Annotated in this window: 15 protein-coding genes; 7 read left to right on the top strand and 8 right to left on the bottom strand. The window is 33.5% G+C overall.

Annotated features, from left to right (window positions below; translation table 11 throughout):
- The first annotated feature begins 40 nt into the window (after nucleotides 1-40).
- Together SMGD1_RS10585 and SMGD1_RS10580 are read left to right on the top strand one after the other, a co-directional pair.
- Complete coding sequence (locus tag SMGD1_RS10585) at nucleotides 41-466, top strand: FecR family protein (RefSeq protein WP_008336862.1); 426 nt, start codon at nucleotides 41-43, stop codon at nucleotides 464-466.
- 14 nt (nucleotides 467-480) lie between these two features.
- Nucleotides 481-1,068, top strand: a complete 588-nt coding sequence (locus SMGD1_RS10580) for an OmpA family protein (protein WP_008335822.1) — start codon at nucleotides 481-483, stop codon at nucleotides 1,066-1,068.
- A 32-nt stretch (nucleotides 1,069-1,100) separates the two neighbouring features.
- Here SMGD1_RS10580 and SMGD1_RS10575 read toward each other — a convergent pair whose 3' ends face one another.
- Complete coding sequence (locus SMGD1_RS10575; RefSeq protein WP_008337026.1) at nucleotides 1,101-3,320, bottom strand: TIGR03545 family protein; 2,220 nt, start codon at nucleotides 3,318-3,320, stop codon at nucleotides 1,101-1,103.
- Nucleotides 3,321-3,411: 91 nt separating this feature from the next.
- Between SMGD1_RS10575 and SMGD1_RS10570 the strand changes: the two genes are divergently transcribed.
- On the top strand, nucleotides 3,412-4,470 hold the full coding sequence (locus tag SMGD1_RS10570; RefSeq protein WP_008336886.1) for an ankyrin repeat domain-containing protein: 1,059 nt from the start codon (nucleotides 3,412-3,414) through the stop codon (nucleotides 4,468-4,470).
- Here the strand turns inward: SMGD1_RS10570 and SMGD1_RS15050 are convergent.
- On the bottom strand, nucleotides 4,457-5,575 hold the full coding sequence (locus tag SMGD1_RS15050) for a methyl-accepting chemotaxis protein (RefSeq protein WP_008334975.1): 1,119 nt from the start codon (nucleotides 5,573-5,575) through the stop codon (nucleotides 4,457-4,459). The genes SMGD1_RS10570 and SMGD1_RS15050 overlap by 14 nt on opposite strands.
- A gap of 8 nt (nucleotides 5,576-5,583) precedes the next feature.
- On the bottom strand, nucleotides 5,584-5,967 hold the full coding sequence (locus SMGD1_RS10560; protein ID WP_008336752.1) for a PAS domain-containing protein: 384 nt from the start codon (nucleotides 5,965-5,967) through the stop codon (nucleotides 5,584-5,586).
- A gap of 181 nt (nucleotides 5,968-6,148) precedes the next feature.
- On the opposite strand from SMGD1_RS10560, the gene SMGD1_RS10555 reads away from it, so the two are divergent.
- From SMGD1_RS10555 to SMGD1_RS10540, 4 genes are all read left to right on the top strand, one after another.
- Nucleotides 6,149-6,457 carry a hypothetical protein gene (locus SMGD1_RS10555; RefSeq protein ID WP_008336665.1) on the top strand — a complete coding sequence of 103 codons (309 nt, stop codon included), beginning with the start codon at nucleotides 6,149-6,151 and terminating at the stop codon, nucleotides 6,455-6,457.
- Nucleotides 6,458-6,540: 83 nt separating this feature from the next.
- A complete protein-coding gene (locus tag SMGD1_RS10550; RefSeq protein WP_008336305.1) occupies nucleotides 6,541-7,299 on the top strand; it encodes an OmpA family protein in 759 nt (252 codons plus the stop codon).
- Nucleotides 7,287-9,224, top strand: a complete 1,938-nt coding sequence (locus SMGD1_RS10545) for a CHASE2 domain-containing protein (protein WP_316680463.1) — start codon at nucleotides 7,287-7,289, stop codon at nucleotides 9,222-9,224. Before SMGD1_RS10550 ends, SMGD1_RS10545 begins: the two co-directional genes overlap by 13 nt.
- A 24-nt stretch (nucleotides 9,225-9,248) precedes the next feature.
- Nucleotides 9,249-9,668, top strand: a complete 420-nt coding sequence (locus SMGD1_RS10540; protein ID WP_008336163.1) for a FecR family protein — start codon at nucleotides 9,249-9,251, stop codon at nucleotides 9,666-9,668.
- Here the strand turns inward: SMGD1_RS10540 and SMGD1_RS10535 are convergent.
- The 5 genes from SMGD1_RS10535 to SMGD1_RS10515 are packed head-to-tail and all read right to left on the bottom strand — an operon-like array spanning nucleotide 9,655 to nucleotide 14,789.
- A complete protein-coding gene (locus tag SMGD1_RS10535; RefSeq protein ID WP_198407974.1) occupies nucleotides 9,655-10,284 on the bottom strand; it encodes a GDSL-type esterase/lipase family protein in 630 nt (209 codons plus the stop codon). The genes SMGD1_RS10540 and SMGD1_RS10535 overlap by 14 nt on opposite strands.
- 49 nt (nucleotides 10,285-10,333) lie before the next feature.
- Nucleotides 10,334-12,385 carry a diguanylate cyclase domain-containing protein gene (locus tag SMGD1_RS10530; RefSeq protein ID WP_008335833.1) on the bottom strand — a complete coding sequence of 684 codons (2,052 nt, stop codon included), beginning with the start codon at nucleotides 12,383-12,385 and terminating at the stop codon, nucleotides 10,334-10,336.
- 4 nt (nucleotides 12,386-12,389) lie between these two features.
- Entirely contained in the window at nucleotides 12,390-13,427 is a 1,038-nt protein-coding gene (locus SMGD1_RS10525; protein ID WP_008335197.1) for a protein-glutamate methylesterase/protein-glutamine glutaminase, read from the bottom strand.
- Nucleotides 13,428-13,430: 3 nt separating this feature from the next.
- The gene (locus SMGD1_RS10520) at nucleotides 13,431-13,895 is read right to left on the bottom strand and encodes a chemotaxis protein CheD (RefSeq protein ID WP_008335388.1); all 465 of its coding nucleotides are present in this window, start codon (nucleotides 13,893-13,895) and stop codon (nucleotides 13,431-13,433) included.
- Nucleotides 13,896-13,898: 3 nt separating this feature from the next.
- Nucleotides 13,899-14,789, bottom strand: coding sequence for a sensor histidine kinase (locus SMGD1_RS10515; RefSeq protein WP_008335813.1), 891 nt, complete (start codon nucleotides 14,787-14,789; stop codon nucleotides 13,899-13,901).
- Nucleotides 14,790-14,792: the final 3 nt, after the last annotated feature.

Below are 14,792 nucleotides of genomic sequence, written 5' to 3'. Positions count from 1 at the left end.
TTTCTTTAATAATAAAACATCAAAAAAGTGGGGGTAAGTCATGAAGATTTTATACTTTATAATTTTATTAGGTGTTTTCTCTCTTACTTTAGCAGATGAAGCTGCTTTAGTAAAAAAAGTTAAAGGAAGTGTCAGCATAGAAAGAGAAGGTAAAGAGCTTTCTGTAAAAGTTGGGACTAAACTCTTTGAAAAAGATACCATTATCACAGAATCAAAAAGTTCTGTAAGCCTTATTTTTAAAGACAACACACGCATATCTGTTGGACCAAACAGTAAATTGTTACTTGAGCAGTACCTCTTTAACCCAGATGAAAATCAAGAAGCTTTTGTTAGTAATTTATCAAGAGGCAGTATTGCATGTGTAACGGGACTTATATCTAAGATTAATCCTAAAGCATTTAAAGTCAAAGTAAAAACAGCAACCATGGGAATACGTGGAACGCATTTTATTGTTAAGGTTGATTAATGAGGGGCATACATATGAAACAGTTTTTTATAACTACCCTCTTTATCACTTTAGTGTTTTTCAGTGGATGCAGTAGCAAAGTAGATATCATTTTGCTACCTCAAGCTGATGGCAGTGTTGGTAAACTGATAGTGACCGATAATGGTAAAGAAGTTATCTTAGATAAAGCGTGGCAAAAAGTAGAAATCAGTAATCTTGATAAAAAAGAAATTTTATCTAAAGAATCTGTCCAAAATGAGTATAAAACTCTGCTTGATGAAATGCCAAAAGAAGCTAAGAACTACCGTCTATATTTTAAATTTGATTCTTCTGATATGACAAGTGAATCAATAGCTACAATAGAAAAAATAATTAAAGATATAGAAGCAAATAACATCTTACAGATTGATGTTATCGGTTATACCGACAGAGCAGGAAAAGCAGCTTATAACAAAGTGCTTTCTATGAAGCGTGCGAAAAATGTTATAAAGGTTTTAACAGATAATGGTGTGAACAGTAAAATCATTTCATTAGACTACTATGGCGAAGCAAATCCAATAATTGAAACAGATGATGGTGTTGCTAAAAAAAGAAATAGAAGAGTGGAAATTACACTAAAATAACTTCCAATGGTAGAGAAAAACTCTACCTTGTTTTAAAACAACTTCTTCATAAAGTCAGTACCGCCGGATGATGGAGAAAAACTTGTATTGATTCCACCTAATGCATCTTGTTTTGAGTTAAGCAGTGAACTTGTGTCCCCCAGATTTGACGAGAGACCCTCACTGGAACCTCCTGCTTTTGCTAAAATACCGGCTTTGAGATCTTTCTCAAAACCTTTAGTCGCTTTTGATACCATTGCACTCATACCACTAGAGAGCTGTTTGTCCAAATCACTTTGTACTGTAATCACAGGTTGTTCAAGTTTTCCCTCAACAGATATGTCTACATTAAACTTCGAGATGCCAGATAGAAGTTCATTTACCAGTTTTTGTGATGGCATCTGCAGCTTCACCTTCGTTACATTTACTTTACTTATTGCTTTTACATTTGCATCTTCGACTGCACCTTTTAGAGTAGCGTTTGTAACTATGTCATTCATACTTAGTGCCTGCATATCCAGAGCTGCTGTTTTGAAGCCTGTAGCCGTTATATCAAAGCTTGTGTTTGCTTTGTCACTACGTCTGTCATCAACTACATCTGCTACTATCTGCTTGTACTGTGTCCCTTTAGCATCTGCATGAAGTTTCATAGGTTTACCGTAGAGTTTTTGGTTGCTAGATAAATCTTTTATGTTCACATCTAAAACATCGCCTTTTAGTTTTATGTTGATGTTTGAGTTTTTAACCACTAGGTCTGGAATCTTTGAGAGGTTCGCATACTTTATCCATCTTCCCTGACCGCGAGGAGGAGGTACATCTTGAACTTCTTCTTTTTTAGCATCGTTACTAATGTATGGAGCTAGCATCTCATAGTATTTTAGCCCCATTTTCATATACTCACCTATCTCATTACTCATTAGTGTTCCAATGAGGTTAGCCCCACCTCCAGCACTTAGAGAGTACTTCTTTTTAAGACGGTCTATATCTTGTTGAGGAAGGTTTTTTAGAGCATATATCTGCTTTTTAAGACGTTCTTGATCTGCATTGAAATCTTTTTGTAATGATGCATACTTACCTTTTAGAGAGTTGATTTTAGACTTTAATTTATCTATATCATCTTTAGCAGATGCCAGCTTTGTTATATCTCCGCCTTGGAGGCTTTTTTGAAGTTTTTCTGCATCTGTTTTTATCTCATCTACTTCATTTTTACTCTTTAGTTCAGAAGATATTTTCATCCACTTCTCTTTAGTCTTTTCTATATCTACTTTTAGTTTCTGAGCTTCTTTTACTGACTTTAGTTCCTCTTTTGCCAAGATATCATCTACGTTTGGTAGAGCGAAGGGACTACTCTCACTAGATGCTGATTTTTCACCTGCATCTGCTGTTTTAGAAGCTTGAGTTTGTGGGACATAAGAGTCATCATAAGCCTTTGCCTCAGTTGCTCTTTTTTCGTTAAATGCCAAAGCATTTACATTTAGCTTTTCTATCATCGCTTTTTTCTCGATAAGAGCAGAAAAACCAAGGTCAAACTCAACATCTGCTACTTGAACAAGGTTATGAGTTAGTTTGTCTTTGTCTGCTATCTGGATTCCGGATATTTTCATACGCAAGTCTGAAAAACTAGAACTGAAATCTTTTACATCTACATGAGTTTGCAGAGAGTATGCAAGTGATTTTTCTATAGCAACACGAGCCAGTGGGTCAAACATAAAAACAAAGATTACGATGATTGCTGCAGCCAAACCACCAAATACACCTACTCCCCACCAACGAAACAGTGAGTTTGTTTTTGCTTCTTCATTAAAAAGTTTCATCCAACGAGTAACTTTCCACTCGTTTAACTTAGCTCCTATCTGATCTCTATAAAGAGTAATAACTCTATTTAAAACAAGCAGCATCGGAACTGCAAGAACAGAAGATACTATAAGTGAACCTGTTACAAGAGTGTAGTTAAACGAACTCCATCTAAAGAGTGCAGAATTATATAGAGTTGTGAAAAATCCATTTAGACTATCATTAGTTAAAACTGAGTAACCTATAGACTCAAAGAGTGGGTCAAAAAGATAACCAACTCCGCTAAATATAACAGTAAAGAGAAGAAAGAGTCCAAAGTTTACATTAAATATAAGTGCTAAAAAAAGTATATCTAATAATATGAGTGAACTTGTAGGTAAAAAACCTGCAAACATTGCAAGAACAATAGCTCCTGATAATTGCCATGACTTACCTGAAGAGTTAAGTGCCTTAAAAAGCTTTCGAATAAAATTAAACATATCCACCCCTTATTGATTATTATGGAATATTATACACCAATTAGTCATTATCTTATAAGATTAGATATAATAAATTCAAAAGGAATTGAGCTTGAAAAAACTTGTAAACGGATTTTATAAAGAGAGAAGTCTGCTAGTAATCTGTAGTCTATTTATAGCTACTACTATTTTCTTTAGTATCAGTTTTGATGCTTATCTTCTTAATTATGAAAATACCCTGCTTGCTTTACTTCTTTTAAACACTTACTTTGCAATCCGACTTGCCATAGAAGTGCGTAATTCTAAAAACTCTTATCTGCAGGCATTTATTCCATTTATGATGGGATTTGTTGCTATAGTCTACGTTATTTATGAACTCTCAAACATCACACTGACTTTGGATTTAACTAAACTCTCTGTAGTAATTCTACTTATTATCGGTGAGGTAGTAGCATCTGCACTCTCTATAAATGCAGAGTATACAGTCTATAGACGTTCAAATGAAGAATCATCAAGAAACTATCTACCAAAAATCCCATTTGCTGTTGAGTCTGCTTTTAAATACATCCCCATAAGTTTAGGCATACTATTTATTACAACATTAGTCTGTATATTTATCATAGCTGATCCTATTAAATCTTTTTGGTATATCATCATATTTCTGCCTATTAGCATTCATCTATTAGCTCTTGGAGATTACTTTATATTTGTAGATAAACAAAGGATAGCATCTACGCTAAAAGAACTTGATGAACAAGACAAAAATCATCTACTAGCTACTATAGGTATGAAACTCGCCAACAAAAAGTCCACCTCTTGCAGGAAAACAACAACTGAGCAATACCAGACTGTTAAGCACTTTTTAGAAAATGGAATGGATCCAAATGAAATATTTGAAAATCGTTACACCCTACTTCTTCCAAGTAGCTGTTGTGGGGACTATAAGCTTGTTAGAATGCTTCTAGATTATGGTGCAAATATCAATTTTCAAAGTAAGGTAGGTTCTACTGCACTCATATTAGCTTCTAAACATAATTCTAAAGAACTGGTACAACTGTTGATTGAAAATGGTGCGGATGTAAATATAAAAGACCCTCAAGGTAAAACTGCATTAGACTATGCAAAAGAGGGTCATTTTGAAGAGGTTGTAAAGATTCTTACTTGTGAGTAAGCTTTTGTAAAATACTTATGATATCATCCATCTTATCACTGATAAGACTTACTTCATCTGAGATATTGTTTACTTCATTCGCATTTATATTAAGTGCATCTGAACTATCTGAAATAGACTGAATAAGTACGTTCGTAGTTGCTGATGTCTCGGCTAAAGATTTTTGAGTACGCTCTGCAAGTTTTCTTACTTCATCAGCAACTACGGCAAAACCACGACCATGTTCACCCGCACGAGCCGCTTCTATTGCAGCATTTAGTGCTAATAAGTTAGTCTGTTCAGCAATATCACCAATAGTAGATAAAATTTCTTTGGTTTCATTTGCATTAGCAACCAAATTTTGGAGGTTATGAACCATCTCATTTTCTTTTTCAGATACACTATGTATACGTTTAACAGTAGTATGAATCATATCTTTTAGCTCTATAATAGTAGTATCAGTTATTTCGCTGATTGTCTTATTTAGTTTACTTGATGATTCTAAAATATGGCTTTGTGTATCTTTGTTTTCCTGCTCCATATTTTGCAAAGATTGACCTAAATGATTAATATTTTTTAATAAATCAGCCATTTTTGCTTCAACTTTAACTTCACTTCTTGAAGTGAAGTTTCCATCAGCATAACTCTGTAAAGTTCTTATAGCATTGTCTAGAGTTTTTTCAGAAGATGTCAACATATTGTTCATACTGTTTCTAAGAACGTGAACATATGGTGTTTTAGAGTCTGCGTTAACTCTACATGAAAAGTGACCTTTTGAGACTTTATCTGCTAAAAGTACCATCTCGCCTGCAACACGGGTATCGTCCAATGTTGCTTCTTGATAACTAGTCACTATTTTATTAAAATTTATTTCTGCTTCATTTGTTGTGTTAAGATCAATATCAACTTTATTTCTTTTAAACTCCATCATCTCAATAAGATCTAATCTTTTTTTGTTTAAATCACCGGTATTTCCTGAACTATTGATAGAGTTTACTCCTACTACAATTGCGAATACAACTACTGCTAAAACTGATTGGATGACACTTGAGCTAGTTAAGAACAAAGAAGCTATTAAAATTACGAAGGCTGTTGAAACTACTATTGTTTTTTGTAAATTATTCATCTATTTCCCTATCTTAATGTTTTGTATAGCGTTTCAGCCGCTTCAATTTCTTGTTTTGAAGGTTTTCTTCTGCATGACATATAGCGAGTTTGGTTAGTAATGGTGTCTTTCATAGGATAAACAGTTGCATAAACCCAGTAATAACCACCGTCTTTAGTCTTATTTTTAACATAACCGTCCCATACTTTTCCACTCTTTACAGTGTCCCACAGATCTTTAAAAGCAGCTTTTGGCATATCTCTGTGTCTTACAATATTATGAGGCTTTCCAACTAACTCATCAATCGTATATCCTGCTATCTTACAAAAGTCATCATTTGCAAACAATATAATACCCTTGTCATCCGTTTGCGAAACCAGAAAATCATCACTCTTTAATACAAGTTCTTGCATAGTATCTCTTTATTTTGTTATTTATGATGTGATTATAGCAAAACATAACGACATTTTAACATCAATTTAAATTCTCACATTTCTTTTATAAACTTTAAATTTTAATATCAACTTTTTATCACTTTATTGATTTAAATGAATTTAGGCAAAATTCGACTATATTCAAAATCAAGGAAACACTATGGACGCAAATGCTATGGACGCTGTATATAATCAAGCTATTTTATTTTTTGCCCTTTTTGGAACTATGTTTATTGTAGCTTTCTTTATAACTAGAAAAAGTGCAAATAAATTTGAACATGAAAACCCTTTAGAAATAAGAAAAGCCGCAGCAAAAAAAGAAAAACTTGTAAGTACTTTTTTAAACGTCTCAACTATAAAGATACTAGGAAAAGATGCAACACTTCAAGAGCTTACTCGTAAGCTTGACAGAGGCGCTATAAACACAGAAGAGTACAAGATACTAGAGCAAACTCTAAAAGCTAGCTAAAGCTTAAAATACTTTACAATTCAGATATTAATTTTGCATATTATGTTAATATATAATATGTGAATTTTCTATTTGGATTAATTATGAAATATATAATACTTACATTCTCAACAATTCTGCTCCTCACACTCAACGCCTCAGAAACACAGATAAAGGTACAAGACGAATTTTATCTCATACAGCCGATAGCCGTAGAAGAAGCACCGCCGATAGTCATCATACCTGATATTGATGGTGATGGCGTTCTCTCTAATATTGACAAGTGTCAAAACACACCAAAAGGGGTCAAGGTCGGAGCTGATGGCTGTAAAATAAAAAGCTTTATTGTATTACTTAAAGGCCAAAAAGAAAACTCATCTATTGTAGTTGCGACTGGGGCTGGTAATGTAGTTGTTGACAAACCAAATCAGTTTGTATCTATAACTTCAAAGGATGATACACCAACAGAGCCAAAAGATATGAGTAAAGATGATTTAAACGCACTTTTTTCAGATGTAATATCTGAAATACCAGAGAAACAACTATCATACACACTCTACTTCAATGGGATTAAACTCACAGATGAATCAAAAATCTCTCTACAAACTATGATAGATGAAGTTTCACAAAGAGATAAGCCATATATGCAGATCATAGGACATACTGACACAGCCGGTCCTTCAGAAAAAAACAAAATACTAGGTCTAAAAAGAGCAAAAGCAGTTTATGAAATGATAAAAAACTCTGATATATCTTACTCAAAAATAGACGTAGACTCTTATTCTGAATCCAATTTAGCTATTAAAACAGAAGATGAAACTGTTGAGCAACTAAATAGGAGAGTAGAAATATTCGTACATTAAAAAAAAGAATCGTTTTTTTATACCTTCTCTTAGGTATATTTATAATTGTCAATCACTATGCCGCTTATAAGAGTGATATAACGAAAAGTTTTGACTACATAGTTTATGATATAACTACAAACTTGCTAAAGAAGCATGACTATAAAGATAGAGAGTCTAATGTAGTAGTTGTTGATATAGATGAAAAAAGCTTAAATACACTGGGTCAATGGCCATGGCCTAGAATCGTTGTAGCCAAACTCATAGATAAAATAAATAATATGAATCCCAGTACAATAGCTATTGATATTATCTTTCCGGAAAAAGACAGAACATCACCAATAGAGATATCAACTTTTTATAAGAGCTTCTTTAATATAGACACATCACTTAGTGAAATACCAACAAAACTTCAAGATAACGACATCATACTCTCAGATATTTTGAAAAAGAGTAAAAGCGTAATGAGTGTTTATCTAAGTAAAAATAACATATCAAACAATAAGTGCGAAAACATACACTCTCTAGATGCCGATGTAAATCAATTGGAGCTAGAGAACTCTCAACATCTTTTATGTAATACGTCAAAACTAAAAACTACTTCTGAGTACTACGGGTTTATAAATACTACTATTGACTCTGATGGAATACTGCGCAGAATGCCGCTTCTTAGAAACTATAATGAGACTATAATCCCTGCTCTGTCTCTAGCAACACTACTAAATATAGATGCTGATTTTAAAAGAGTTGATGATAATAACTTTGAACTATTAAGTCATAAGATTAAAACAGATAAACATACAAATGTACTGCTAAATTTTTATGATAGTATTTGGTATAAAAAAATATCTGCTCTTGCTGTATTGAATGACAATTTACCAAAAGATATGTTAACCGGAAAAATTATTCTTATCGGTTCTTCAGCAGCTGCACTTCATGACCAAGTTGTAGTAACCGGCGGAGATAAAACAGTTGGTGTCAAGGTACATGTTACAGCTATTGATAACATTTTACATGATGAGCTTTTAGTACAACCTATATACTTTCAGCAGATCAACTCCTTTATCTCTCTTTTGATAAATATTTTACTATTTTATCTACTTGTTACAAAGCATAATAACCTGATTTTATTTCTGTTTGTAATTACATTAGTTTCTTCAGTAGTCGTAACAATGGTAAATTTTAATCATGGTGTTTATATATCTATTGGTTATCTACTGGCACCTTTTCTTATTCACTTTTTTGTAATCAGTGTTTTATATATAATTATTGACACTTATGAGCGACGCATATTCAGTGAAGAGTTAAATCGCTCTCATGTAGCTCTACTAGATAGTATGGTTCATGTGGCTGAAGTTCATGATATTGAAACTGGAGCACATATCATTAGAACTAAAAAATATATAAAACTTTTAGCTGAGCATCTATATTCAAAAGGTATATACACTAAATTACTCTCACCAAATTCCATTGAGATGATGTATAGAACAGCTCCTTTGCATGATTTAGGCAAGGTTGGAATTGCAGATTCTATACTGAAAAAGAAAGGTAAATTGACTTCATCAGAATATGAAGTTATGAAAACACACTCAAGACTTGGTGGGCAGATCATAAACAATGCTATACTAAGCTACAAAGAAAATGACTTTTTTGTTATGGCTAAGAATATTGCACAGTATCATCATGAAAAATGGGATGGCAGTGGTTATCCAGAGGGTCTTAAAGGAAGTAATATCCCAATAGAAGCCCGTTTAATGGCTATAGCAGATGTATATGATGCTCTAGTCAGCAGACGTGTATATAAAGAGCCTTTTGCTTATACAAAAACTATTGAGATTATTATAGATGGAAGAGGAAAACATTTTGATCCTGTTCTTGTAGATGCGTTTCTTGAAATACAGGGACGATTTAGAGATATTGCTGAAACATATTCAGACAATAGTTAAATTAAATTTTTAAATGGAGTTAACATGAAATATATACTTTCAATACTATTACTACTTACAAGTCTCAATGCTGTTGAGATAGCATTTGCTAAGAGTGTAAAAGGTGATGTAACAGTAAAGAGTGGAGACAATACTTCTAACATTAAGAGTGGAAGCACTCTAGATAGCGGAATGATTCTAATAACTAAAGAGAAGAGTTCTGTAACTATTATATTTAAAGATGGTTCAAGCTTGGTTTTAGGTTCAAACAGCCTGATTAAACTAGAGAAGTTTCTTTTTAAACCAACAGAAAAAGAGTATGAGTTTGAACTATTTTTGGAAAAAGGTTCTATCGCTTTTGAGTCTGGAAAAATTGGTGAACTCTCACCGGAAGATTTTATTTTAAAAACTCCAGATGGAACTGTTGCTATTAGGGGAACTAAATTTGCAGTTAAGGTGCAATAAATTTATAATCTTTAAGAATTTTCACAAAGGCATTCGCCATCATCTCGTACCCTTTTTCATTTGGGTGTACATAGTCACTCTTTAGAGCTCTATTTAGCTCTATATGAGTCAGTACATCATCTTCTAGTAATATTCCTACTTCATCAGCAACTTCAGCATATAGTGAAAGTGTACCAAAACCAAACATATGAAAATCAGGTACAGCGACCAAAATAACTTCCGCTCCACTTTGCTTTATAAGTCTTACCATCTTTTGCAGATTACTTTTTAGATTTTCTTGTGATAGCTTTTGAAGGATGTCATTACCACCATGACAAAGAATAACTAAGTCTGGTTTTTGTTCTAAGAACTTAGGAAGGCGAAGCAATCCCTCAGAAGTAGTCTCACCGTTTATCCCAGCATTAATGACTTTTAGTCCAGTTTTTTTCTCTAGCTGTGCAGGATAACTATCCTTAATAGATGCACCAAAACCGTGTGTTAAACTATCTCCAAATGCCAGTATTACAGCATCTTTATCTAAAATATTTTTTGACAAGTCTTCTCTACTCTCTTTTATAACAACTATCACTGCAACAAACATAATTACTAAAATGGCCATTAGTGTTGTTTTACTCATGTCCTCATTATAGCATTTTGAACTTGGGTGAAATATTTATATAATAATTTTACTCTTTAGTAGAAATATCAGCAAAGGCGTAGCCATCTTTACCGCTTTTTTTAACCTTATACATCGCCTCATCAGCTCTAGACAAGATCTCATCTAAAGTTTCTCTATTATCTGCGGTTGCTATACCGATACTCATGCCGATAGAGACTTCACCATCTTTTATGCTAAGTGGTATGCTAAAGCTATCTAAAATACGTTGAGAGAGTGATGATAGTTCATCAATATCTTCGTACTCAGGGATGAAAATTACAAACTCATCTCCACCAATACGAACAGCAATCTCATTACTTCTGCTCATACTTTGAAGTCTATCACTTATGATAATAAGGACTTCATCACCTGCGGCATGTCCAAGAGTATCATTAACTTTTTTAAAGCCATCAAGGTCTATAAACATCAAACCCATTTTACGGTCAAATCTTTGAGCACTTTTTTGGAAGATTTCAAAATTTTCAATTAACCCATTACGATTTAGCAGGCCAGTTAATTTATCAGTCATACTTAGATGCTCTAACCTAAGTTCAAGCTCTTTTCTACTGTCTATATCAGTGTAAAAACCGATAACTCTATCTGGAGCCCACTCTTTATCAAAAAGAACTTTTGCACGATTTAAAATCCACTTATATTCACCAGACTTAGTCATTACTCTATACTCAGTTTCATAATACTCCGTGTTGGCATTTAGATGCTCATGAAGTTTTTTCTCAGCATCTCCTACATCATCCGGATGAACAAGTCTTTTTAAGAACTCAAAACTACACTCAACATCATCATTCTCATATCCAAGCATTGTTAAAAGTGCAGTTGAACAGAACATTGTATTTTTTTTGATGCTCCAGTCCCAGAGTCCATCACGACTACTCTCAATTGCCAAGTTAAAGCGCTCAATATAATCGTGAAGTTCTTCTTCTTTTTCTCTTTGTTCTGTTATGTCAACAATGTATCCGATATAGTGACTTATGTCTTTATTACTGTCATAAACTATCTGTGTTGTGTCATGTATCCAGGCATAACTTCCATCATGACGTTTTATTCTGTAGTCTTCATGCTGAAATGAAGCAACTCTCTTTTGCGAGTTCTCTTGAACTTCAATAAAAACTCTCTCTAAATCATCTTCATGAATAATTTTACTATACTTGATATGGGAGTTTAGAAATGCTTCTGGTTTATATCCTAAGATATTTTCCAAACTCTCAGAAACATATTCAACAGGCCAGTCAGTCGTATTTTTCCATTTAAAAACGATAATATTACCATTGTTGAAAAGCTTATAGGCAGCCTCTACCTCTTTTGATTTGTTTTTATTTTCTGTAAACAAGTCTATGAGTTCTATGTTTACATTTACCCTTGTACTAAACTCTTCATATGTAAACGGTTTAGCAAGAAAATCATTCGCACCTTGACGTAAAAAATTTGTAGCTATTGCTTTGCTGTTATGCGCACTTATAGCGATTATTGCAAGTCTATCTTTAGAATAAGTTTGACGCAATAGCATTGTCAAATCCATACCATTCATAGTAGGGAGTTTATAATCTATCAAGACCAAAGATATGTGATTTGCTTTTAATATTTCTACTGCTTCTTCAGCATCATGAGCTTCTAAAACATTAATTTGAAGTTTTTGTAAATAAGTCTTTAGTAACTCTCTTGTACTTTCTGAATCATCAACAATAAGAACAGTTTCATCACAATTTTTAAGTATTCTATTTACAGATGTAGCTATATAACTTATACTTTGAGGATCACTTTTAGAAACATACTCTACGATATTTTTTTCTAAAACTATGTTTTTAATAGTCTCATTTATTCCGCTGCTTAAAACAATTATTGGAATATCATATTTAAGTGCAAGATCAATAACTTCACCATTGTCTGCATCTGGAAGGTGCACATCTAAGACTGCTATATCAAAGACATTTTCTTCCATAAAACGCTTCGCTTGCTCATAAGATTGAGCCATAAACATATTGGCTTGTACTATTTTTGAGATTTCTTCTTTAACAACTGTTCGGATAAATTTACTATCATCTACAATCAATATATTTTTCATAAATTTAAACCTTTTCTAAATATTTTAAGATATCTCTTGGAAGCGCTTTAAGAGAATTTTGTTTAACAACCGCACCAAGATCATTAGCAACTTTAGGCATTCCATAAACAACAGAACTTACACTATCCTGACCAAAAGTCATAGCACCACTTTTGCGCATATTTAACAGACCTTTTGCTCCATCTGATCCCATTCCGGTCAGAATGATACCCACTGCATCATTAGATGCTGTTTTAGCTACAGAGTTAAATAGTACATCGACAGAAGGACGGTGACCTGAAACTTTTTCACCAGTCCCAAGTTCAACGTGATACTGTTTATTTGAATATCTCAGCACCATATGCAGATCTCCTGGGGCTATCAAGGCGATTCCATCGGTTAAAATGTCTCCATTTTTAGCTTCTCTGACTTCTATATCGCAAAATGTATTTAACCTATCTGCAAGCTGTTTAGTAAAGTTCTCAGGCATGTGCTGGACTATAAGCATCCCTGGTGAACTTTTTGGAAACTGCGGCAGAAAGTTTTTCAAAGCTTCTACACCACCTGTAGATACTCCAATGGCTATCACTTTTTGTCTTGTTTGAGAAGATGGCTTAGTAAAAGTAAGATGTACAATAGAAGCGGGATTTGCTTTATTTAAGATATTTGCACCGGCTGCACTTTTAACTTTTTCTATTAATTCCAGAGCGTGTTTGTCTGAATCGTTTAACATTTTCATAGTTGGCTTCTCGACAACATCAACAGCTCCAGCCTCTAAAGATTCCAGTGTTTTACTAGCTCCCGCTTTTGTCATTTTTGAAACCATTACAACCGGGGTAGGCATGTACTTCATAATTTTTCTTAAAAAAGTTATACCGTCCATTTTTGGCATCTCTATATCCAGACATATAACATCAGGTTTAAAATCAACAATTATATCTCGAGCTTCATAAGCATCGTTAGCTGTAACTATCTCTTTTATATCTGGATCACTGCTCAGTATACTAGTAATAATTTCTCTTGCTGTGGCACTATCATCAACAACTAAAACTTTAAATCTCACGATCTACACCTCACTTTTTTGGATGTACTTTAAAAGAACTTTCCCAGTATCACTGCGCATCATAATTCTTCTACCTTTATCCCCGCCAACATCGCTGGCAGTTATTGGTATGCCATATTCTTTTAAAATCTCTTTAGCAATCAGTATATTTTTACGCCCAACCATCATATCTTCACCAGTTATATCAAGTACATGAGCACCGCCGAATATCTTTGCCTGCATATTTTCTATCTCACAGCCAATATTTAACATACTCTCTATAAGCCTAGGTATTGAAATATTTCCATATTTTGGAGTTTGAAGACCGTGTTCATTCCAAAGTGGGACAAGGTAATGGTTCATACCACCTATGCAATGAACACTATCATACAAACATACAGCAATACATGAGCCTAATATTGTGCTTATTTCTGTAGGTCTGGCACCAATATTAATCTCACCAACGTGAATAAATTTTCGTATATACATTGTTTAAAACTCTACCATTTCCTCTGAGTCATCAAATATAAACTCATTAGAACCGATTCCTCTTGAGAGACTTACATCTTTCTCATCAACTTTTGATATCTTCACAGTAAATACTGTCTTGTTCTCTTGTCTGAAATTTTCTATGCTTCCATCAAGTGACTCTACGAGTCCGCTAGCAACACTAAGCCCTAGACCCAATCCTGCTGTTCTGCGAGTATTACCTGATTCATAGTGATAAAAACTACTGTAGATATCTTGCTCTTTGCCTTCTAAGATTCCCTCACCCATATCTTCAACTCTTATGATATAGTTATCATCATCACTGGAAAATGATACATCTATTTTAGAGTTTGAGTAAGAGTACTCACAGGCATTTGACACTAAATTTAAAAGGATGATATTTACTTTTTGAGAGTCACTTATGATCTCATCAGAACCATCTGAACTGTAGTTTATCTCTAAAGATTTCTCCTCTATAAGAAAACTAAAATAGTTTGTCACCTCATCATAAATATCTTTTATTTTCACCATAGAGTAGTCGTTTGCTATCTCACCGGCTTCTATCTCAGATGCACAAAAGATATTTTTTAGACTAAAATCTAGTTTTAACAGTTCCATCTTCATTAAAGAAGACAACTCTGCCAATTTCGGATCTTGTGATTTTTTCACCATCATATTTACCAGGTTTAAAAGAGAAGACATAGGATTATTAAACTCATTTTTCACCAGTGATAAGAACTTACTTTTTATCTCTTGAGATTTTTTGTTTTTTTCATTTAAAACAAGAAGCTTTTTTGTCATCTCTTCCATCTCATCTATAGAAGATTTTTTCTCATGAAACCTGCGTCCAATCTCTTGAAGTAACTTGTCGTCTGTAATTGTTGAAATATCCATATC

Source organism: Sulfurimonas gotlandica GD1, from assembly GCF_000242915.1.
GTDB classification, from domain to species: domain Bacteria; phylum Campylobacterota; class Campylobacteria; order Campylobacterales; family Sulfurimonadaceae; genus Sulfurimonas; species Sulfurimonas gotlandica.
The sequence above is the reverse complement of the archived record's forward strand: the minus strand, read 5'-3'. Positions and strand labels throughout refer to the sequence as shown.

Bases quoted from the DNA above. Each gene is read 5' to 3' on its own strand.
- SMGD1_RS10585 (WP_008336862.1), top strand. From the start codon at position 41: ATGAAGATTTTATACTTTATAATTTTATTAGGTGTTTTCTCTCTTACT.
- SMGD1_RS10580 (WP_008335822.1), top strand. From the start codon at position 481: ATGAAACAGTTTTTTATAACTACCCTCTTTATCACTTTAGTGTTTTTC.
- SMGD1_RS10575 (WP_008337026.1), bottom strand. From the start codon at position 3,320: ATGTTTAATTTTATTCGAAAGCTTTTTAAGGCACTTAACTCTTCAGGT.
- SMGD1_RS15050 (WP_008334975.1), bottom strand. From the start codon at position 5,575: ATGAATAATTTACAAAAAACAATAGTAGTTTCAACAGCCTTCGTAATT.
- SMGD1_RS10560 (WP_008336752.1), bottom strand. From the start codon at position 5,967: ATGCAAGAACTTGTATTAAAGAGTGATGATTTTCTGGTTTCGCAAACG.
- SMGD1_RS10555 (WP_008336665.1), top strand. From the start codon at position 6,149: ATGGACGCAAATGCTATGGACGCTGTATATAATCAAGCTATTTTATTT.
- SMGD1_RS10550 (WP_008336305.1), top strand. From the start codon at position 6,541: ATGAAATATATAATACTTACATTCTCAACAATTCTGCTCCTCACACTC.
- SMGD1_RS10540 (WP_008336163.1), top strand. From the start codon at position 9,249: ATGAAATATATACTTTCAATACTATTACTACTTACAAGTCTCAATGCT.
- SMGD1_RS10535 (WP_198407974.1), bottom strand. From the start codon at position 10,284: ATGAGTAAAACAACACTAATGGCCATTTTAGTAATTATGTTTGTTGCA.
- SMGD1_RS10530 (WP_008335833.1), bottom strand. From the start codon at position 12,385: ATGAAAAATATATTGATTGTAGATGATAGTAAATTTATCCGAACAGTT.
- SMGD1_RS10520 (WP_008335388.1), bottom strand. From the start codon at position 13,895: ATGTATATACGAAAATTTATTCACGTTGGTGAGATTAATATTGGTGCC.
- SMGD1_RS10515 (WP_008335813.1), bottom strand. From the start codon at position 14,789: ATGGATATTTCAACAATTACAGACGACAAGTTACTTCAAGAGATTGGA.